15 protein-coding genes and 1 pseudogene are annotated in these 20,211 nt (G+C 65.4%); all 16 read right to left on the bottom strand.

Annotated elements, in window-relative coordinates:
• Positions 1-5: 5 nt before the first annotated feature.
• Entirely contained in the window at positions 6-1,802 is a 1,797-nt protein-coding gene (fliF, locus tag P3W75_RS30205) for a flagellar basal-body MS-ring/collar protein FliF (RefSeq protein WP_276231002.1), read from the bottom strand.
• Positions 1,803-1,821: 19 nt separating this feature from the next.
• The gene (gene fliE, locus P3W75_RS30200; protein WP_276231001.1) at positions 1,822-2,163 is read right to left on the bottom strand and encodes a flagellar hook-basal body complex protein FliE; all 342 of its coding nucleotides are present in this window, start codon (positions 2,161-2,163) and stop codon (positions 1,822-1,824) included.
• A gap of 205 nt (positions 2,164-2,368) precedes the next feature.
• Positions 2,369-3,796 carry a sigma-54-dependent response regulator transcription factor FleR gene (gene fleR, locus P3W75_RS30195; protein WP_276231000.1) on the bottom strand — a complete coding sequence of 476 codons (1,428 nt, stop codon included), beginning with the start codon at positions 3,794-3,796 and terminating at the stop codon, positions 2,369-2,371.
• A 4-nt stretch (positions 3,797-3,800) separates the two neighbouring features.
• Positions 3,801-5,006 carry a sensor histidine kinase gene (locus P3W75_RS30190; RefSeq protein WP_430765427.1) on the bottom strand — a complete coding sequence of 402 codons (1,206 nt, stop codon included), beginning with the start codon at positions 5,004-5,006 and terminating at the stop codon, positions 3,801-3,803.
• A 122-nt stretch (positions 5,007-5,128) separates the two neighbouring features.
• Positions 5,129-6,604, bottom strand: coding sequence for a sigma-54 dependent transcriptional regulator (locus P3W75_RS30185; RefSeq protein ID WP_276230998.1), 1,476 nt, complete (start codon positions 6,602-6,604; stop codon positions 5,129-5,131).
• 216 nt (positions 6,605-6,820) lie between these two features.
• The gene (locus P3W75_RS30180) at positions 6,821-7,117 is read right to left on the bottom strand and encodes a flagellar protein FliT (protein WP_276230997.1); all 297 of its coding nucleotides are present in this window, start codon (positions 7,115-7,117) and stop codon (positions 6,821-6,823) included.
• Between the two features lie 26 nt (positions 7,118-7,143).
• Positions 7,144-7,524, bottom strand: a complete 381-nt coding sequence (gene fliS / locus P3W75_RS30175; RefSeq protein WP_276230996.1) for a flagellar export chaperone FliS — start codon at positions 7,522-7,524, stop codon at positions 7,144-7,146.
• Positions 7,525-7,656: 132 nt separating this feature from the next.
• The gene (fliD, locus tag P3W75_RS30170; RefSeq protein WP_276230995.1) at positions 7,657-9,063 is read right to left on the bottom strand and encodes a flagellar filament capping protein FliD; all 1,407 of its coding nucleotides are present in this window, start codon (positions 9,061-9,063) and stop codon (positions 7,657-7,659) included.
• 84 nt (positions 9,064-9,147) lie between these two features.
• A complete protein-coding gene (locus P3W75_RS30165; protein ID WP_276230994.1) occupies positions 9,148-9,492 on the bottom strand; it encodes a flagellar protein FlaG in 345 nt (114 codons plus the stop codon).
• A 76-nt stretch (positions 9,493-9,568) separates the two neighbouring features.
• A complete protein-coding gene (locus tag P3W75_RS30160) occupies positions 9,569-10,705 on the bottom strand; it encodes a flagellin (protein WP_276230993.1) in 1,137 nt (378 codons plus the stop codon).
• Positions 10,706-10,898: 193 nt separating this feature from the next.
• Positions 10,899-15,251, bottom strand: a complete 4,353-nt coding sequence (locus P3W75_RS30155; RefSeq protein WP_276230992.1) for a glycosyltransferase — start codon at positions 15,249-15,251, stop codon at positions 10,899-10,901.
• Position 15,252: 1 nt separating this feature from the next.
• Positions 15,253-16,221, bottom strand: a complete 969-nt coding sequence (locus P3W75_RS30150; RefSeq protein ID WP_276230991.1) for a class I SAM-dependent methyltransferase — start codon at positions 16,219-16,221, stop codon at positions 15,253-15,255.
• A gap of 3 nt (positions 16,222-16,224) precedes the next feature.
• Positions 16,225-17,016 (bottom strand): class I SAM-dependent methyltransferase, encoded by a 792-nt coding sequence (locus tag P3W75_RS30145; protein WP_276230990.1) that lies wholly within the window; start codon positions 17,014-17,016, stop codon positions 16,225-16,227.
• Positions 17,013-18,152: a hypothetical protein gene (locus P3W75_RS30140; protein ID WP_276230989.1), complete on the bottom strand. Its 1,140-nt coding sequence runs from the start codon at positions 18,150-18,152 to the stop codon at positions 17,013-17,015. The genes P3W75_RS30145 and P3W75_RS30140 overlap by 4 nt, the downstream gene beginning before the upstream one ends.
• Positions 18,152-19,267, bottom strand: coding sequence for a DegT/DnrJ/EryC1/StrS family aminotransferase (locus P3W75_RS30135; protein WP_276230988.1), 1,116 nt, complete (start codon positions 19,265-19,267; stop codon positions 18,152-18,154). Before P3W75_RS30135 ends, P3W75_RS30140 begins: the two co-directional genes overlap by 1 nt.
• 240 nt (positions 19,268-19,507) lie before the next feature.
• Positions 19,508-20,211: pseudogene (flgL, locus tag P3W75_RS30130) on the bottom strand (flagellar hook-associated protein 3); the annotation flags it as partial.

Below are 20,211 nucleotides of genomic sequence, written 5' to 3'. Positions count from 1 at the left end.
CCGCATCACTCATCGGAGTTGATCCAATCCTTCACGACCTGGGCCACCCGGCCCGGGTCCTGAGCCACCAGGCTCTTGATCGCGTTCAGCTGCGCATCGTACCCCTCGCTGGGGCTGGGCAACAGGATGCTCGGCGGACCGCCGAGGCTCACCCGGTCGTCGGCCAGCTCGCCATCCAGGCCGGCCATCTCGCCGAGGCCCATGTCGCCGCCGGCGCCGACGCCGCCCACCAGGGCCTTGCTCTTGTTGCCGCTGAGGTTGTTCAGCACCGGACGCAGCACGCCGAACACCAGCACCAGGATGAAGACGATGCCCAGCACCTGCTTGACGATGTCCCAGAACCACGGCTGCGAGTAGAACGGCGGCGCGGCCACGTCCAGGTTCTGTTCCGGGGCGAAGGGCGCGTTGATCACGCTGACGCTGTCGCCACGGCTGGCGTCGTAGCCCACGGCGTCCTGCACCAGGCGGGTGAAGCGCGCCAGTTCGTCGGCGCTCCAGGCCTTGTGGCTGACCTCGCCGGTCTTCGGGTCGGCGAGCATGTGGTCGTCCAGCACCACCGCCACCGACAGCCGGCGCAGGCGGCCCTGCTGCTGCTTGGTGTAGCTGATGGAACGGTCCAACTCGTAGTTGCGGGTGTTCTGCTCGCGCTTGTCGGTCGGGTACGGCGCCAGCACCGGGCGACCGGTCTTCGGGTCGATGATGGTCTGGCCGTTGGCGTCCTTCAGCGGCTGGCCGGGCGCGACGAATTCAGCGCCGGCGTTCTGCCCGGTCTGCTGCGGCGCGCTGGCCGGCGCCGGCGGCTGGTTCGACAGTGCGCCGGGCACGCCTTGCGGGCCGTTGCTGTTCTGCCGTTCCTCGTTGTTCACCTGCTCGCTGCGCAGGGCCGGCTGGTCCGGGTTGTAGGATTCGGCGGTGGATTCCACGGCGCTGAAGTCGACGTCGGCGGACACCTCGGCCTTGTAGCGGCCGTCGCCCAGCACCGGCTGCAGGATGCTGTGCACGCGCTGGGTGAACATGCCTTCCATGCGCCGGGTGTAGTCGAACTGCTTGCCGGCCATGGTCAGCTCGGAAAGCTCCTGCTGGTCGGAGAGCAGGTTGCCCTTCTGGTCGACCACGGTGACCTGGGACTTGTCCAGTTCCGGCACGCTGGTCGCCACCAGGTTGACGATCGCCAGCACCTGGCTGGGCTCCAGGTTGCGCCCCGGATACAGCTCGACCAGCACCGAGGCGCTGGGCTTGCGCTCGTCGCGGACGAACACCGAGCTCTTCGGGATCGCCAGGTGCACGCGCGCGCCCTTGACGTTGTTGAGGCTGGAGACGGTGCGCGCCAGCTCGCCTTCCAGGCCGCGACGGTAGTTGGTCGCTTCCATGAACTGGCTGGTGCCGAGGGTCTGTTCCTTGTCGAGGATCTCGAAGCCGACGTTGTTGTCGGTGGGCGCCAGGCCCGCGCCGGCGACTTTCATGCGCGCGCGGCCGAGGTCGTCGGCCTTGACCAGCAGGGCGCCGGAATTGGGCTCGATCTTGTAGCCGATGTCGGCGGCGTTCAGCGCGTCGACCACCTTGTTCGCGTCGACGCCATTGAGGCTGCCGTACAGCGGCTTGTAGTCCGGCTGCTGCGACCAGAGCACCATGCCGAAGCCGATGGCGATGCTCGCCGCCAACCCGACCAGCAGGCCGACCTGACGCAGCACCGGCATGTCGGCGAGGTTCTCGAGGAACTGCAGGCCCATCAGCGGCTTCTTCAGCATCTCGGCGGCGCCAGCCTTGGCGGGTACCTGGTTGTCCACAGTGGCTTCAGCCATGACCTATCTACCCCGTCGCTCAGATGGGCATCTGCATGATGTCCTGGTACGCCTGGACGATCTTGTTGCGTACCTGGGTCATGGCCTGGAAGGACACGCTGGCTTTCTGCGAGGCGATCATCACATCGGTCAGGTCGACGTTGCTCTGGCCGACCTCGAAGGCGTTGGCCATGTCGCTGGCGGCCTGCTGGGTGGAGTTCACCTTGTTCACCGCCTGCCCGAGCATGTCCGAGAAGCTCGGCGCGCCGACGTTGGCGACCTCGCCCTGGACGCCGGCGAGCGGCTTGGCCTTGGCCATGGCGTCCATCTGCATGGAGCGCATTTCCAGCAACAGGCGGTTGAACTCGATACCCTGACTCATGTGCTTCCCCTCTGAACTACATGCCGTGGCTTTTTTGACGCCGGCGGCGCTTTGACAGAGGGATTTGCAACAAGGGTGCCAGCTTTCTGGAGCCCCCTATCGGCGCGGCCTGGGGCGATTTCCTGAACAATCTGGCGACGGCCACCCGGCGGCGCCAAAGAAAAGGCCCGCGCAAGGCGGGCCCGGGAGGGGATCACGGTGCCACTCAACTGGCGTACAGGTAGGCCTCGACGTCCATCCCGGCGTCACGCATCTGCGCCAGCTTGTAACGCAGGGTACGCGGGCTGATGCCCAGGCGTTCGGCGGCTTCCTTGCGGCGGCCGCGCTCGCTGCGCAGGGTGTCGATGATCATCTGGAACTCGCGGCGGCGCAGGTCTTCGCCGAGACCGCCGGCGGCGTCCTCGGCCAGCGGCGACGGAATTCCGGCGCTGCCCGCCGACGACACGGCGGCCATGGCCACCGGCTGCACCAGCGGCACCACAGGGGCGACCGGGGCCATGCCGATCGGCGCGCTCAGACACAGGTCCAGGGCCTGCACCTGGCCCCCCTGCTGCAGGATCAGCGCGCGCTGGATGGCGTTGTCCAGCTCGCGCACGTTGCCCGGCCAGCGGTGCGCCAGCAGGGCGTCGCGAGCATCGGCGCCGAGGCTGACCGCGCCCAGGTTCATCTTCTTGACGTACTTGGCCAGCAGGCGCTCGGCCAGCGGCAGGATGTCCGCCGGGCGTTCGCGCAGCGCGCGCCAGGCCAGCGGGAAGACCGACAGGCGATAGTACAGGTCCTCGCGGAAACGCCCCGCCGCCACTTCGCCGAGCAGGTCGCGGTTGGTGGTGGCCAGCACGCGGATGTCCAGTTCGATCGGCTTGCGCGCGCCGACCCGCTCCACCTCGCGCTCCTGCAGCACGCGCAGGAGCTTGGCCTGCAGGCCCAGGGGCATCTCGGAAATCTCGTCGAGGAGAATGGTGCCGCCGTCGGCCAGCTCGAACTTGCCCGGCTGCGCGGCGATGGCGCCGGTGAAGGCGCCCTTCTCATGGCCGAACAAGGTGGCTTCTAGCATGTTGTCGGGAATCGCCGCGCAGTTGATGGCGATGAACGGCTTGCTGGCGCGCGGTGACTGCTGGTGGATGTAGCGCGCCAGCACCTCTTTGCCGGTGCCGGACTCGCCGGAGATCAGCACGGTGGAATCGCTGCGCGCGACCCGTGCGGCCAGTTCCAGCAACTGGCGGCTGGCCGGCTCGACCGCCACCGGGCCGTCGCCTTCGACGACCGGCGCCTGGCCGAGGGCGTGGCGCGCCACCAGCTCCAGCAGCACCTTGGGCTCGAACGGTTTCACCAGGTAGTCCGCCGCGCCCTGGCGCATGGCGTCCACCGCGCGCTCGACCGCGCCGAAAGCGGTCATCAGCAGCACCGGCAATTGCGGGTAGCGCGCGCGGATCTGGCCGAGCAACTGGTGGCCGTCCATGCCCGGCATGTTGACGTCGCTGACCACCAGGCCGAAGGCCTCGTGCTGCAGGGCCACCAGCGCCGCCTCGGCGCAGTCCACCGCGGTGAAGTCGCAACCGCCGATCAGCAGGGTATCGGAGAGGGCTTCGCGCAGGGCGCGGTCGTCCTCGACGAGCAGGATTTTGGCGGGCATCGGGTTATTCCTTGTGTTCGGCGTCGGGGGCCGCGATCAGCGGCAGGACGAGGGTGGCGCAGGTGCCGCGGCCGGGGCGCGAGGCGAGGGTCAGCGTGCCGCGGTGGGCCTTGACCACCGCCTTGACCACCGCCAGGCCGAGGCCGGTGCCGGTGGTCTTGGTGGTGAAGAAGGGTTCGCCCAGGCGCGCCAGGGTGGTGGCGTCCATGCCCGGGCCGCTGTCGCTGACCGACAGGCGCAGGCTGTCGCCACGGGTGTACAGGTGGACCTTCAGGCGCACGTCGCGGCCGCCGGCCTGGATGGCGTTCTGCAGCAGGTTGAGGACGCTGCCGACCAGGGTGTCGCGGTTGCACAGCAGCTCACCGCCGCGGGCATCGCATTGCCAGCGCAGCTCCAGCCCGGCGACGTGCGGCTCGGCGGCGGCGCGCAGGCTGGCGAAGAGTTCGGCCGGGCCCAGGCGGTCCGGCAGCGGCAGTTCGCCACGGGCGAACACCAGCATGTCGCGCACCTGGTTCTCCAGTTCGTGCAGGCGCTCCTTGAGACGCCCGGCGAAGCGTTGCTGCTGCTCCAGCGGCAGCTCCTGCTCGCTCAGGTGGCTGGCGTAGAGCATGGCGGCGGACAGCGGCGTGCGGATCTGGTGGGCCAGCGAGGCGACCATCCGCCCCAGCGCGGACAGGCGTTCGTGGCGGGCCAGTTGGTCCTGCAGCAGGCGGGTCTCGGTGAGGTCGTTGAGCAGGATCAACTGCCCGGGCTCGCCGTTCAGCGAGCGGGTGGCGATGGACAGGCGGCGTCCGTCGCGCAGGGAAATCTCATGGCCGTCGTCCTTGCGCGGCGCGAAGCAGCGGGCGATGACCTGGCGCCAGAGCATGCCCACCAGCGGCTGGCCGAGCATGCCGCGCGCCGTGGGGTTGGCCTCGCGCACCACGCCCTGGCCGTCGATCACGATGACGCCGCCGGGCAGCAGGTCGAGCAGGCTCTGCAAGCGATTGGCCAGGCGTTCCTTCTCGGCCAGCTCCTGCATGCGCTGGGCGCTGACCAGGGCCAGTTGGCCCTTCAGCTCGCTGACCCGCGCCTCCAGCATGCTGTAGGACTGGCTGAGCTGATTGGACATCTGGTTGAACAGGGCGAAGGCCTGTTCCAGGCCGGCGCGGCCGTTGGCCTCCAGGCTATCGCTGGTGATCGCTTCGGGCTGCTGGGGTACGGCTGGCATCATGCTGTCTCTCTTCCATCCGACGACGTGAAAGCGTCGGTCGAGAGAGTCTTAGCAATCTGCGTGCCTAAAAATTAATCCTTTATTTTCAGGCACTTGAGAAAAAGCAGAACGAAGTGGCGTCAATCCTCCGCCACTTCCTCCTCGCGACGGGTCATGCCGTACTTGCGCATTTTCTCCACCAGGGTGGTTCGGCGGATGCGCAGGCGTTCGGCGGCGCGGGCGACCACGCCGTTGGCGTCGTCGAGGGCCTGCTGGATCAGGCCCTGCTCGAGGTTGGCCAGGTAGTCCTTGAGGTCGATGCCCTCGGCCGGCAGCATCGCCGGCGAATCCAGGCCCGGCAGGCCGGCGGTGATCGCGGCGCGCTCTTCCAGCTCCTCGCGCAGACTGCTGGCGAGTTGCTCGTCCTCATCGTCGACGTGACGGAATTTCTTCGGCAGCTCGCCGACGCCAATCACCCCGTAGGGATGCATGATCGCCAGGCGCTCGACCAGGTTGGCCAGCTCGCGCACGTTGCCCGGCCAGTCGTGGCGGCACAGCGACATGATGGCGGCGGAATTGAAGCGGATGGAGCCGCGCTTCTCGTGCTCCATGCGCGAGATCAGCTCGTTCATCAGCAACGGGATGTCCTCCACGCGTTCGCGCAGCGGGGCCATCTCGATGGGGAAGACGTTGAGGCGGTAGTACAGGTCCTCGCGGAAGCCGCCGTCCTCGATCATCCTCTCGAGGTTCTTGTGGGTGGCGGCGATGATGCGCACGTCGACGTTCTGCGTCTTGTTGCTGCCGACCCGCTCGAAGGTCCGCTCCTGCAGCACACGCAGCAGCTTCACCTGCATCGGCAGCGGCATGTCGCCGATCTCGTCGAGGAACAGGGTGCCGCCGTTGGCCAGCTCGAAACGCCCGGCGCGGCTGGTGATGGCGCCGGTGAAGGCGCCCTTCTCATGGCCGAACAGTTCGCTTTCCAGCAACTCGGCGGGAATCGCCCCGCAGTTCACCGGCACGAAGGGCGCGTCGCGGCGCTTGGAGTGGTAGTGCAGGTTGCGCGCCACCACTTCCTTGCCGGTGCCGGACTCGCCGAGGATCAGCACGCTGGCGTCGGTGTCGGCGACCTGTTGCATCATCTGCCGCACCTGCTGGATGGCACGGCTGGTGCCGACCAGGCTGCGGAACAGGTTGGGCTCGCGCTGGCGACCGCGCTCGCGGGCCTGGTCGTACATCTCGCGATAGACCTGGGCGCGGTGAAGGGAGTCGAGCAGCTTGTTGTAGCTGGGCGGCATCTCCAGGCTGGCCAGCACGCGGCGACGCAGGTCTTCCGGCCATTCGCCCGGGGTCGGCTCGCCGATCAGCAGCACCGGCAGGTATTCGTCCCAGGCCGCCAGTTGCTTGAGCGCCTCCAGCTGGCCACCCTTGCTCTCGACGTTGCCGAGCAGCACGCAGAGCACGCCGCGGCTGCCGTTGGGCAAGCCATCGACGGCCAGGCGCCAGTCGCGGCTGGTGCTGGACAGCTGGTCCTCGCCGAGGAAGTTGAGAATGGTGGAAAGCTCGCGGCAACGGTCGAGGTTGTCGTCGATCAGCAGAATCTTGGTTTCACGCCACATCTTGCTCTTGTCTTCCCGAAGGCATGTGGGCCGGTGTACGGCAACGGGGGACGGAAACGCGCCGCCATCAATTAGCCACTAGTTAAGTCAAAAATGTGGCAGTAGTCAAATTTATGGCGTGATTTATTCGTTGTTTCCGACGGAAGAACTTACCCGCTGTAGCGGGCGGCAGCAATGCCCGAACGATGGGGCGCGCCGAACGGGCGCCCCGGCGACTCAGCCGAACAGCTGATAGACCTTGGCGCCCTTGTGCGAACGGTTAACCCGGATTATCTCGTCGGCCACGCTCTCGCGCTGCCGACCGACTTCCTGGACCAGCTCGCGGTAGAGCATGAGCAGACCCTCGAGGCTGCGCTTGAGGTCGCTGTCATCGTCGAGCGGCTCGAGCATGGCCGCGTCGACGTGCTGGCGGCACTCCAGGTCGAGGCGCGCGATGGCCTCCCAGTCCTGCTGGGCCAGGGCGCTGCCCAGGGCGGCGCGGGTCTGTTCGATACGCTCGACGGCGAGGGTCATGTTCAGTCTCTCCTGGCAGAGCGGCATTACTGCGGAATGCCGTCCCAACCTTCCTTGATGGTACGCAGCAGGCCCGACACCTCGTCGAGGATTTCCACTTCGTTGCTGCGGTTGGCGTCGCTCAGGCGACGGCTCATGTAGTCGTAGAGGTTGGCATAGTTCTGCGCGATCTCGCCACCCGCCTCGAAGTTCAGCGCTTCGCGCAGGCCGCCGATGATAGCCGCCGCCTTGGCGATCAGCATGCCTTTCTGGGCGAACTGCTCACGCTCCATCGAGCCCTTGGCCTGGGCGATGCGGCTGAGGCCGCCTTCCATGAGCATCTGGATCAGGCGATGCGGGGAAGCGTCGTGCACCTGGGACTGGGTGTTGACGTTCTGGTACTGGCGCAGCGCGGCCATGGCGTTCATGCGATATCCCCTTGAGTCCTTGAACGATCACATCGTTGGTATTCAAGGTATCGGCGTGCGCGGGCGTTTCTTTAGGCCAAGTTCACCGGCATTTAGCCCACCGCAAGGCGGGCCAGGGCTCGCGGTTCAGCCTCAGCTGCTCGAACTGCTCTTGTTGTTCAGCGCGTTCAGCGTGGTCAGCACGCTGCTGCTGGTGGCGTTGAGCTGGGCGACCAGGGTGTCCATGGCGTTGTACTTGGCCATGAGCGTGGTGGTCAGCTTGTCCATGCGAGTGTCCAGCGCGCTTTGCTGGGTAGCGAGGTCGCTGAGGGTGTCGTTCAGCGAAGCGGTGCGCTGGTCGAGCAGGCCGTTACTCTGGGTGTAGACGTCCAGGCTGCTGCTCATGCGATCGAGGAGACCACCGGTGCCGGTGAAGAAGCCCTGGACCGAGGCGAAGTTCTTCTCCAGCGCGGTATCCAGCTTGTCACTGTCGACCTTCAGGGTACCGTCGTTCTGGGTGGCGATGCCGAGTTGGGAGAGCAGCTTGATGGTGCCGCCATTGGCCGAGGAGCCAACCAGCTCGGAACGCAGGGTATTGAGCAGCGAGCGGGTCATGGCATCGCTGGCCAGAGCCGCGGAGGAGGTCGTCGGGTTGCCGTCGCTGTCCGTGGTGGTGGTCACCTTGGTCAGCGAGTTGATGGAGGTAATCAGTGCGTTGTACGCATCCACAAAAGACTGTACCGAGGTCTTCAGACCGTCGGTGTTGGCGCTGACCGTGATGGTGGACTCACCCGCCTTCACCAGATCGAATTCTACGCCGCTGATGGCGCTCTTGATGCTGTTGGTCGAACTGCTCATCGACAGACCGTCGATGGTATAGCTGGAGTTCATCGCCGGTGCGTCGACATAGCCACCCGCCGTAGCCGAGGCCTTGGTGCCGGAGCCATCGATGTTGAGGACCGACAGGCTGCTGTCACCCGAGGAGCTGACACTGATGTCGCTGCCCGAACCGGTGACGCTGGAACCCAGGACCAGACGCGGGCCGTTGGAGTCGGTGATGATGTTGGCGGTGATACCGCTGGCCTTCAGCTGGCTGTTGATGCTGTCGCGGATGTCGGTGAGGCTGGCACCGGCGTTCACGCTGATCTTGTAGGTGCTGCTGCCCTGGGACAGGGTCAGGGTGCCGGCGCCGAACGAGGCCGACTTGTCGATGTACTGGGTAGCGACCTTGGAGCTGGTGGCGAGGTTGCTCACCACGATCTTGTAGCTGCCCTCGGTGGCGCCGGTGCCCAGCGTGGCAGTCAGCGCGTCGGTGTCCGAGGACTTCACCGCCAGGCCGGCGAAGGAATTGTTGGAACTGTCGTTGAGCTTTTCCAGCGCGGCCTGGAAGGTATCCAGCGCACTGCTCAGGCTCCCCACGGCCGACAACGTGGTGTTGGTCGCGGTCTTCTGGTTGGTGATCTGGGTCTGCTTCGGCGTCTTCTGCGCATTCACCAGCGAGGTCACGATGGAATCGATGTCGATCCCCGAACCCACGCCATTGATCGAAGTACCAGCCATGTGCCCACCCTCCTGTCCAAAATTCTGGCGGTTTCGCTGTCCGCCATGCGTCTAGGACGTCGTATTCAAGAATCGCGCCAGCCTTCAGGCACGCTCGCTGAACAATAGATTGTTCGCTTCCTTCAGGCTCTCCGCCAGCTTCAGCGCGACCTCCGAAGGAATCTGCCGGATGACCTCTCCGGTATCGGCCGCCACGACCTTGACCACGGTCTCACCGCTGGCCTCGTCCACCGAAAACTCCAGGTTGCGCTGCACCGACTGGGCCTGTTCGCGCAGACGGTTGACGGCATCGTTCAGACTGCGACGGCCGGCAGGCTGCGGCGAATCCTTGGCACCCTGCGGCAAGGCGTTGCCGCTTGCCGCCTTGGCGCTGGCCGCGGTGCCGCTGTCCACCGGACGCAGGTTGTTGATTCCGAGGTTGGCATCCATCTGGGTTTACCTCCCACACGCAAAGCAAGGAAGGGCGCAGGGCGCCCTTCCTCGGTTTCCGCCTTTCGGCGAGCCCTTACTGCAGCAGCTTCAGGACAGCGGACGGCAGCTGGTTGGCCTGGGCCAGAACCGCGGTGGCGGCCTGTTGCAGGGTCTGCTGCTTGGTCATTTCCGCCGTTTCCGAGGCGAAGTCTACGTCCTGGATGGTGCTGCGTGCAGCAGTGGCGTTCTCGGCCACGTTCTGCAGGTTGGAGATGGTGCTGTCCAGACGGTTCTGGATGGCACCCAGCGCGGAACGCTGGCTGTCGATCTGCTTCAGCGCGCCGTCGATCACCTGGGTGGCGATCTGCGAATTTGCGGCGGTGCTGATGTCCAGGCCCTGCACGGTGCCCGAAGTGGTCACGGTGGCGGCGGAGCCGGAAGTCAGGGTGATACCGCCAGCGCCGGCGTAGCTGATGTCGGCAGCCGAGCTCAGGGCGATGGTGCCGCTGGTGGTGGCCACGGCGGCAACGCCGCTGACGTTGGTGTTGATCGCGGCAACGATGTCGTTGATCGAAGCACCGGAAGCGATGGTCACGTCGGTGCCGTTGACGGTAATGGTACCGCTGGAGGTGGTGACGTTGCCGGCGCCGGACAGCGAGCCGGACAGGTCGAGGCTGCCGCTGGCCAGCGAGGAAGTGCCCTTCAGCGAAGAGGCGCTCATGTCGCTCAGGGTGAAGCTCACGGTTTCGTTGGCGTTGGCGCCGACCTGGAAGGTCAGGGTGCCGTTGGTGCCAGCCGAGCCGTCGAGCAGCTTGATGCCGGAGGTGCCGCCACCGAAGGTGGTGGTCTTGGAGATACGGGTCAGTTCGGCGGTCAGCGACTTGAACTCCTGGTTCAGGGAGGTCTGGTCTTCCGAGCTGTTGCTGCCGTTGGCCGACTGCAGGGACAGTTCACGCATGCGCTGCAGGATGTTGGTGGACTCCTGCAGGGCGCCTTCGGCGGCCTGGGCGATGGAGTTGGCATCCTGGGCGTTCTTCACGGCGACGTTCAGGCCGTTGACCTGGCTGGTCAGACGGTTGGAGATCTGCGAGCCGGCGGCGTCGTCCTTGGCGCTGTTGATGCGCAGGCCGGTGGACAGACGAGTCATCGACGTGGTCAGGGAGTTGGAGGCCTTGGTCAGGTTCTTTTGAACCGACAGCGAGGCGATGTTGGTATTGACGGTAAGAGCCATGACGAATTCCTCGTATTAGGGCTTTATGGCCTCCCTGCCGCGATCAGATCCGAAATGGCGTGGAGAACCTTCGATAGGGTTATCGTCGCGCTGGCAGATTGCTTTAGGGCACTTGACGATTTTTTTTCGCGCCCTCTTGCAAAGCCCCGAAACGCAGGCCCCGGCACGAGGCCGGGGCACGCTTCAAGCAAGGTCAGTCGGGTAGCCAGGCCGCTCGCCAGGCTTCCAGGTGCTGCCCCTCGAGCATCCAGTCACGCTGCACCGCATGGCGCAATGCGTCACCGGCCGCCGCCAGGGCGTCCATATCGGCCAGCTGTTCGCGGATGGCAGCGATCCAGGCGCTGGTCTGGTTGCGCACGCGGGTTACCGGCAGGTCGCCCTCGTAGCAGAGGATATCGGTGCAGATCACCGGATAACCGCAGGCGCCGTACTCCAGCAGGCGCAGATTGCTCTTGCACTCGTTGAAGAGGTTTTGCTCCAGCGGAGCCAGCGCCAGGTCGAGATTGAGACTGGCCAGCTTGCGTGGGTAATCGACGATGGGCACACCACGGTGGAACTCGTGTACGTACGGGCGCAGCGTGTCCGGGCAGAGCCCCATGAACACCCATTCCACTTCGTTGGCCAGCGCCTTGACCACCTCGGCGATAAGTTCCAGATCGCCGGTGTGCCCTACCCCACCGGCCCAACCGACCCGCGGCTTGCGCCCGACCCTTCGCTGCGAGTCGCCAGCCAGCGCCCCCCACCAACTGATTGGCAGGCGGTTGCCGATCACCCGGATGTCCGAGTGCAGGCCCAGGCGCGAGAACGCCTCGGCCAGGGGTTCGCTGGAGACCACGAAGCGATCGCACAGGGCGACGCTGGTCCGCAACATGTTGGCGATGTCCTTGGGCATGTGCTGCCGGTGCGGGTTCTTGTGCGGCAGATCGACGATGTAGTCGTCCAGCTCGAAGACCCTGAAAGCACCGGAGAATGCCTTGGCGTCACGCAGCACGTCCTGCTGTACGGGCAATACCTGGCGCTGGAAGATCACGGCGTCGGGTGCCAGCCGCTCCAGCTCCACCACCGACATCAGGCGATCGCTGACGCCCCCTTGCAGCAGGTGCCCGGCATGCATGGCCGCGAATGGCTGGATCATCCGATAGTGGCCGCAACCATAGGGGTCGGCCGCGTAGCACAGCACGCTGGGGCGATGCCGCGAAGCGAACGGTTGCCAGCCGGTTTCGGCGCGGTGGTCCAGGGCGAAGCCCGCGTCGGTGAGGTTCAGGTTGCGGTTGTACGCCGGGTCCCAGGCCAGGCGCGGCAGCCAGCGACGGTACATGGCCGCCTGCTCGCCACGGAAGCGCTCGATCTTGGCTTCCAGCGCGGTCTTGTCGACGTTCACCTGGCTGACGTTGGCCTCGTGCAACACGACGGCATAGGGCGTCCAGACCAGCAGGTAGCCGGCGGCCCCGACCTTGAGGCAGAGATCGACGTCGTTGTAGGAGACCTTGAAGTCCCCTTCGTCCATGCCGCCCACCTCGTCGTACACGGACTTGCGCACCATCAGGCAGGCCGCGGTCACCGCGCTGTAGTTCTGGTCGATCTGCAGGCGCTGCATGTAGCCCTTGGCGTTCTGCTCGGCGCCGATGAAGGGATGATCCGCGACGCCGCGCAACCCCAACACCACACCACCGTGTTGAATTCGACCGTCCGGGTAATGCAGCTTGGCGCCAACCACGCCCACTTCGGGGCGCCGCGCATGGTTGAGCAGGCCGTCGAGCCAGGCGCTGTCGGTTATCGCGGTGTCATTGTTGAGCAGCACCAGGTACTCGCCCCTGGCGTGCCGCGCGGCGAAATTGTTTATCGCCGAGAAATTGAACGGATGCGGATAACGCAGGACCCGCACCTTGTTGCTATCCATCGCCTCCAGCCCGGCCAGCCATTCGATCGCCTCCGGGGTCTCGCTGCCGTTGTCGACGATCAGGACCTCGTAGTGGCTGTAGCGGGTCTTCTCCAGCAGGCTCTCCACACAGCGCCGCAGCATTCCCAATTGATCCTTGGTAGGAATGATGATCGACACCAGGGGCAGTTCGGGATAGGCGTACAGCACGCGGTTGATCATGCTCAGCGCACCGGGAAGGATTGCGTGTGGCACGCCCAGGCGATCCAGATGCGCGGCGACCAGGGGCGCCACTCGCGGCGCTACACCGGGCTCCAGCAGCCACTGGCCGAGATGTTCGTGCTGGTGCAACAGCACTTCCGCCAGATGCTCGACGCACGGCAGGCCATAGCGCTCGGACAGGCGCAGCAGCAGGTCCTGGGGTGCCAGTTCTGCATGCCCGGTATCGAAGCCATCGCATTCGATGAACGCTTCGCGCTGGAACGCCAGACCCCGACCGACGTAGGGGTAGCTGCGCAGCATGTCGAGGTTGAAGTCCGGCTTGAACACCGGCTCCTCGCCACTGCCTGGCAGGTAACGGTCTTCGTCGCTGTAGGCGCAACGCATGCCCGGCCGCTCGGTGATGCGCTCGGCCAGCAGCAGCAAGGCGTGCGGGTCGAGAACGTCGCCCCCGCGCAACAGGTAGAACCAGTCCACGCCGATTTGCGGCAGCGCCTCGTTGAGCTGTGCCAGCCAGTCGCCCCCCGTCGGCAGCCACAGCAGATTGTCCGCCGGCTCGATGCCTTCAGGCTCGCGGTCGGACAACACCAGAACGGCCCCCGGCTGGTAGAGTTGCTCCTTCAAGCTCTCCAGGGTCCGCGCAACCAGTCCCTGCTCGGGGTAGATGTCATGTACCACCAGCAGCACGCTGGGCGCCTCGGACCAACTGGCGATACGCGCGTCCAGGCCTTCCTGTTCGACGACGTCCAGTTTGCGAGTGTTCAGCCACTGCCGGTACAGGGTGGCCCGATCCGCCAGGGCGTGGCCCTGGGCCAGGACGCCGAAGAAGCGCTCCATGGCATGCGCCAGGGTGCCTTCCAACTGGCCTTCTTCGGGCTCGAAGTCCTCAGCGCTCAAGCCCAGCTCGATAGCCCTGTCCAGGGAGGCGAGCCGGGCGTAGAACATGGTGCCGGCGTAGAACTCGCCGGTCATCACCTGCTCTTCGCTCAGGCCGGCGCGACCGGCCAGGCTCAGCAGGTGCTGACGGTTGTTGCCACGCAGATACTGGGCGATCGGCAGGCGGTACTGGTCCGGGCCCACCAGGTGGACGCGCGAGGTTTCCTCGAAGCGCTCGAGGGTGTTCTGCAGGTAGACCGGATCAAGCAACAGATCATAGAGCTCACGCGCCCACTCGACGCCCGCCTGCTCAAGGTGTGCCGACTTCTTGGTATGCAGCTTGAGCAGGACGGCGATGCCGTCACGGCGAACGTAAGGCAGCACGCGCAGGAACGGCAGCACATCACGGCCGCGGTTATCCACGCGGAACAACGAGTACGGCAGGCCACTGCCGTCGAGTGCGGCGCGAACCTCGGCGGCCCCCTCGGCGACACAGGTGACATACAGGTGCAATGGCTGCTGGATGAACGCCAGGCGCGCCAGCAAGTCACGCAGCACATCCGGGTAGAAGGCGTGAATCACGACGCCCAGGGGCGCCTTGCCCTGCTGAATGGCCGGATACTGTTCGACCAGCACATCGCGCAGAACCTCTCCGCCATCCAGGCTCAGCGGACCGAACTTGTTGGCGGTACGACGAATCACTCGTCGCTCGTTGTCCTGCAACAGGGCGCGCAGAGCGAACGCCCGCCACTCCTGCGTCGAACCAAGCGGCCGGCGACGTACGCTGCCAGCCAGGCCTTCGGTATACAAACCCAGTTCGCGGACCTTGGCGAAGAAGTTGTCGGAGCCCTGGCGGAACAGTTCAGCCATGTCGGCCTGCGCCTGGCGCTGCGCACCGTGGCGGCGGAAGGACGATAGCGGTTCGTGCAGATACGCCAGGTCACCGTGTTGCAGCAGGTTGGTGTACAGTGCCAGGTCGTTGATCGCGCGGATGACGACGCCACCCAGGGCGCAAAGGTTCGGCGCCTTGTCGATCAACTGGGCGCGGCGGAACATCACGGTACTCGGTTCGCCGATGAAGTTGAGCGGGCGGTCGCCGAGCAGACTGACGATGTCGCCGCCGGCCAGTTGCACGTCTTCGCGGAACAGTTCGAAGGTTTCGAGGACATCCGCCAGTTGCCGCCCCTCGGCATCGATCAGGCGCCGACGCGATGTCACCAGCGCGACTTCCGGATTGTTCTGCAGCACAGCCGCCATGCGTTCGACGCAGTCTTCGCGAAGCAGGTCGTCGTCGTTGAGGAATTTGACGTAGAGCCCGCTGGACTCTTCCAGGCAGCGGCTGAGGTTGCGCAATCCACCAAGCTGTTCGGCATTGTGGAAGTAACGGATCGGTACCTGCGTCTGCGCGGCGCAGCGTTCGACGATACGGCGAATACCGTCGCCACGGCAGTCGTCGGTGACAACCACTTCCAGGTTTGGATAACTCTGCCCGATCGCACTGCGCAGAGCTTCTTCGAAGAACTGCGGGCTGTAGGCGGGTATGGCGATGCTGACCAGGGGATGCAGGTTCAACTCACTGCCCTCGCTTGTCGATTTCGATGAGATAGGCGTTGGGTGCCGCGGGGCTGTCGATGGCTTCGGGGGCGAACTGGGTGAGCAGCGAGGTCAGGTCCTTCAGCAGGCGCGCGTCTTTCTCGCCACGCGCCATCAACTGCACGAAAACCATCGCGATACCCAGTGGCTTGTTGCCGTTGGGCGTCACCCGGCAGGCATACCCATGGCGCTCTGCCCATTCGGTGACTTCAGCCACCTTGGGCATCCCGCACTCCAGGTGCTCTTTCGCCCAGCCGGCGCTGCTGTAGTCGTAGATCAACCGCAGTGAGCTTTCGACCACTTCGTTCTGCTCGATCCAGAACGGGTTGAGCATGATCACCGACGACTTGGCGACCCGAGCCAGCTCATCCAGGAACAACGGTCGTTGATCGGCGGGAATGTGCTCGTAGACATGGCTGCTGACGACGCAGTCGAAGCTGCCATCGGCAAACGGCAACTCCAGGCCGCTGAGGCCGTTGACTCCGGGTTCGGCCAACAGGTACGGACAGTCGTCCAGGTAAAGCGCCAGGTCACCACGCCCACCGCCGACGTCCAGCACCGAGGGGGTGGCCTCTGGGAAGTTGGCGCGAATGCTCGCGGCCAGAGACTGCAGACGGAAACGCGTGTTGTAGTCGCCGGCATTGGGCTCGACCTCGGGACCTTCCTGCGCCTGGCGCTGGAACCAGGGCAGGTCGCGGACCACGATCTGCTCGAGGGTGTGCCGCAACTCCGAGTCCTCGGGTTCGGCGAACAGACGGTCGGTGAAACGGTCGGCGAAGACCGCGGCCAGCTCCTTGTAGCCCAGCAGCGCATACAGCTTGGCCGCTTCGAACAGCAGGTGCGGGGCGTCTTCCAGGCACAACCGGGAACGCACCATGGCGCTCGCCAACGCATAGTCCTGGCGTTGCAGAGCCTGCTCGTGCATGCGGGTGAAGAGATCGATGAGCATGGCTTATACCAACTTGAACAGAGGGCGGAGGTAGAACTCGCTGAGCTGACCTTCCCGACCCAGGCGATCGCAGAGTGGGGCCTGATCGCGCGCCGAAGCCCAGTCGAACAGCTCGATGCTGCGCGTTTCCGGGTCCAGCACCAGGCCGATGTGCTCAACGCTCCAGCCGGTCCCCTCCAGGGCCGCGGCCATGTAGTCGAGCTTCTCCGCCAGGGAGTTGCGCGCCGCCACCGGCTGGCTGGTATCGCCCCCCCAGTTGAAGCCCATCTGGTACAGCACACAGCCGGCGCTGGGGCGCAGGGCCTTGAGGAAGCGCTGGATGTAGGCCTGCAGGCTCTCTTTGCTCGGCACCTCGGCGGCGTCGAAATCGACACCGGCGTGATGCAATACGTTGAACAGCAGCACACTGTCGAAGTGCGCCGGCATGGCCTGGGCAACCCGGTAATCCAGGGCCTGCTCGACCACTTCGAGGTTGCCCAGTCCGAACTGCCCGGCCAGCGCACGGATGAAGGCAGCACTGCTGGCGTCGATTTCCCATGCCACACAATGACTATCGGGATACTCGTGAGCCAGGGTGGAAGCGAACAGGCCGGTGTTGGCGCCCACGTCCAATACTTGCTGGCCGCTGAAGTCGAAGTGCTCGCGCAGGTAGTCCAGGCGGCCATGATCGGCACGCCAGCGCGGGTTCACCGGCACGTCGACACCCAATTGCTCGACCACGAAGGTGGGCAGCGGTTGGTAGCAGGCGTGCTTGCCGGAATGCATGTAGAGATCGAGCAGTTGTTCCTTGGTCATCGACGCAAGCCCACCTTCTTCAATTCGGAAATGAACAAACGGTAACTGTCACCGGCGAGCCAGATGTCGTAGCGCGGCAGGCAACAAAGAAATCGCCGGAGCAGCCGCCCACGGGCGGCAAAGAATCGCATGTCGGCCAGGCGCTGGCCGACGAAGCCGCCGAGCCAGAAATAGCCCCGGCGCGACCAGAGTCCGCAGAACTTCACCGCCGCAGCCAGATGCGGTGCCTGGTCGTCGGGCAGGCCCAGCCAGCTGGCGCGGAAGCCATTGTCCAGCGCCAACTGCATCGGCCCCCACAAACGCGGGTTGGCTTCGATCAGGTAGTCATGGCCGTCGCAACGCATCACTTCGAACATGATGAAGCCGCGGTAGTCATGGTGTTCCAGCAGCGTACGCAAGCGCTGGTCGGTCTCGTTATCCGGGCACTCCACCAGCTCCGCCGCGACGATCGACTTGCCGGCGGCCTGCTGCGCAAGGTTGCGCTGGTAGAGCCTGGCCACCCCCGCCCCGTTGCGATAGTAGAAGTAGTAGAAACTCTGGCCATCCAGATAGCGCTGCACAAGGTAGCGCTCCGCCGAATACGCCTCGGCATAACGCTGAAACTCTTCGGCCGTCCGTACCAGCAGCGGATACAGACGCTCGCCATTGGCGGCGTACTCGCAGCGAGGCTTGAGCACCAGCGGCAGATAACGGGCCTCATAGCCGGGGTGGACTTCAGGGAGACGCAGTCCGAACTCGGCCGCGGTAGCCAGGCAACGCTCCTTTTCGGAGAAGCGCAGATAGACTTCCTCGCTGACCGTCACGCCCTGAATGCCCTGCTCGTGCAGCCAGTCGGCCATTCCCAGCAGAAGACGATTGATCGACTCGGCGCTGGGGGCGATGCACAGACGTCGTCCGGGATATTGCTCGCGGAGCCTCAGGAGGATCGCACGAAACTCCTCCGGGTCCAGTTGGTCGTGCTCGCGCCGGGCGACAATGCGCTCCCGGTAGCTCGTCAGGTACAAAGGGTCGCGAGCATTGCGGGCCACCACGTGGAACTCCACGCCTTCGCGCTGCAGCGAACGGCAAAAAGCGACCACGGCACGCTCGTTGGCGCCGCCGAAGATCACCACCAGAGGCCGGGCCACGCTGCTCATCAGGCGGCTTCGCGGGCCAGCAGGCCGACCAGAGCGTCCACGACATGCTCGACGTCGTCATCGCCCAGGCTCAGATGGAACGGCAATCCCAACAGGCGCTCAGCCAGTTGGTCGACCACCGGCATGTCGCCGCCGACGAATGCCTGGAAAGCCGGATGGCCATGCAGGGGCGGGCAGTACCAGCGACGTGTCTCGATGTTCAGACCAAGCAGTTGCAGTTGCAGAGCGCGCGCCGAAACGCCTTCAGGCATCAGTACCGGCAACAGGCTGTAGACACCGTCGGCGGGCTTGCTCTGGAAACTCAACCCCGGCAGGCGCTCGCCGAGCAGCGCCAGGTAACGCTGGTGCAGATCGACGCGAGCCCGGGACACCGCCGGCCAGTTGTCCAGCGCGGCCAGCACGACGGCTGCGTGATATTCACTCATCTTGCCGTTCTCGCCGGCCTCGAATACCAGACCGCCGCTACGGGCGTCGATGCCGAAGTTGCTCAGCGAGCGCACGCTCTCGGCATAGGCGTGGTGACGCGAAGCGATCAGGCCTCCCTCCGCCCCGCCCAGGGACTTGGTCGCATGCAGGCTGAAGGCAACCTTGGTGGTCAGACCGACCTGCTGGTTGCCCCAGGCCCCGGCAGCGTCCACCACCACTGGAATTCCCGTCTCCGCAGTGAACATGTCCCAGGCAGCGACATTCTGCGGACAGCCATAGGTGGATACCGGCATCACCGCCTCGAAGGGACCGTCCTTCAGATAACTGCGAGCGATTTCCGGAGTCAGCAGCCAGTTGTGCGGATCGACATCGCAGATCAACGGTACCAGGCCCGCGCGGATGATCGCCGTGGCGGTGGCCACGAAGGTCAGTGCCGGCACCAGTACCCGGCCGCCTTTACGCAACTTGAGCCCCTCCAGCGCAATCTGCAGGGCCGAGGTGCCATTGGCCATGGATACCACATGGACCTGCGCCGGCTCGCGGCTGAACGTGCGCGCCAGCCGATTCTCCAGCTCATCCACCAGCGGGCCGAAGTTGGTGTACCAGCGATTCTCGTCGATCTGCTGCCAGTACGGCAGGATCTGCTCGACCTTGGGCAGCTCCGGCACCATCAGCTTGATGTTCTTCATATGCACCTTCGAATACGGTCAGGAAATCGCCGCGCTCCCACGGAGGCCACGCTTTCGTCGCAATCCGGCGGCCGGCGGGCGTCAATCCGCCAGCGCTCGATCCACTCTGCGCGACCTGGTGCAAGAAACGCTCCAGAACCTTGATGAGCCGTAATACGGACCATTCGAGCGCTGGACGGGAAACGCGGCGATACCCGCGCAAAGAGCGCCGGCCCCGGAGGGCCGGTGCGGTGACGGAAATCAGAGTTTGTTGAACAGGCTCAGCTGGCTGATCCGCGCGAACGCCGCCTGCGCCGCCTCGAGCATGGTCTGCTGCAGCACCAGCTGGGAGGTGGCGGCGGCCATGTCGGTGTCGCGGATCGACGACTGGGTGGTGGCGTTGGTCAGGCTCAGGCTCTGGTTTTCCTGGCTGAGCACGTCGAGGGTGTTCAGCCGCGCGCCGATCGACGACTGGGTCGCCAGGGCCTGGTTGGTCGCGTTGTCCAGGTTGGTCACGGCGCTGGCGACCATGTCGCGGATGTTCAGCTGCGCCTGCGGGTTGTTGGTGGTGGAGGTGTCCAGCGCGGCGCGCAGGTCATTGAGGGTGTTGAGGATGTTCTGCCGCTCCGGCGAACTGGCGGTGACGCTGAACTGGTCGCCGGCGGCCGGCGCCGCGCTGATCGACATGTCCACGCCGGCGGCAGTGATGGTCTGCGGGAAGGTGGCGCCCAGGGTGCCGCTGGACAATGGCGTGGCGCCCGTGGTGGCCGGCAGCGCGTAGACCTCGTAGTCGGTGGCGCTGGTGAATTTCACCTGCACGCCGTTGCCCGGGAACTGGGTGGTGTAGGCGGTGCCGTTGCTCACCGTCGCCGAGGTGATCTGCGCCGCCGAGGTGTTGGAGGCGCTGCGCTTCACCGAGAGGGTGTCCGGGGCGGTGCCGAAGCTGAAGCTGTAGCCGTTGACCA

Origin of the sequence: Pseudomonas citronellolis, from assembly GCF_029335315.1 — a bacterium.
In the GTDB taxonomy this organism is placed as follows: Bacteria; Pseudomonadota; Gammaproteobacteria; order Pseudomonadales; family Pseudomonadaceae; genus Pseudomonas; species Pseudomonas citronellolis_A.
Note: the sequence above shows the minus strand (reverse complement) of the source record. Positions and strands in the feature narration are given on the sequence as shown.

Bases quoted from the DNA above. Each gene is read 5' to 3' on its own strand.
- P3W75_RS30135 (WP_276230988.1), bottom strand. From the start codon at position 19,267: ATGAAGAACATCAAGCTGATGGTGCCGGAGCTGCCCAAGGTCGAGCAG.
- fleR (WP_276231000.1), bottom strand. From the start codon at position 3,796: ATGCCCGCCAAAATCCTGCTCGTCGAGGACGACCGCGCCCTGCGCGAA.
- P3W75_RS30140 (WP_276230989.1), bottom strand. From the start codon at position 18,152: ATGAGCAGCGTGGCCCGGCCTCTGGTGGTGATCTTCGGCGGCGCCAAC.
- P3W75_RS30145 (WP_276230990.1), bottom strand. From the start codon at position 17,016: ATGACCAAGGAACAACTGCTCGATCTCTACATGCATTCCGGCAAGCAC.
- P3W75_RS30160 (WP_276230993.1), bottom strand. From the start codon at position 10,705: ATGGCTCTTACCGTCAATACCAACATCGCCTCGCTGTCGGTTCAAAAG.
- P3W75_RS30185 (WP_276230998.1), bottom strand. From the start codon at position 6,604: ATGTGGCGTGAAACCAAGATTCTGCTGATCGACGACAACCTCGACCGT.
- P3W75_RS30165 (WP_276230994.1), bottom strand. From the start codon at position 9,492: ATGGATGCCAACCTCGGAATCAACAACCTGCGTCCGGTGGACAGCGGC.
- fliD (WP_276230995.1), bottom strand. From the start codon at position 9,063: ATGGCTGGTACTTCGATCAATGGCGTGGGTTCGGGGATCGACATCGAT.
- fliS (WP_276230996.1), bottom strand. From the start codon at position 7,524: ATGAACGCCATGGCCGCGCTGCGCCAGTACCAGAACGTCAACACCCAG.
- P3W75_RS30150 (WP_276230991.1), bottom strand. From the start codon at position 16,221: ATGCTCATCGATCTCTTCACCCGCATGCACGAGCAGGCTCTGCAACGC.
- P3W75_RS30180 (WP_276230997.1), bottom strand. From the start codon at position 7,117: ATGACCCTCGCCGTCGAGCGTATCGAACAGACCCGCGCCGCCCTGGGC.
- P3W75_RS30190 (WP_430765427.1), bottom strand. From the start codon at position 5,006: ATGCCAGCCGTACCCCAGCAGCCCGAAGCGATCACCAGCGATAGCCTG.
- fliF (WP_276231002.1), bottom strand. From the start codon at position 1,802: ATGGCTGAAGCCACTGTGGACAACCAGGTACCCGCCAAGGCTGGCGCC.
- fliE (WP_276231001.1), bottom strand. From the start codon at position 2,163: ATGAGTCAGGGTATCGAGTTCAACCGCCTGTTGCTGGAAATGCGCTCC.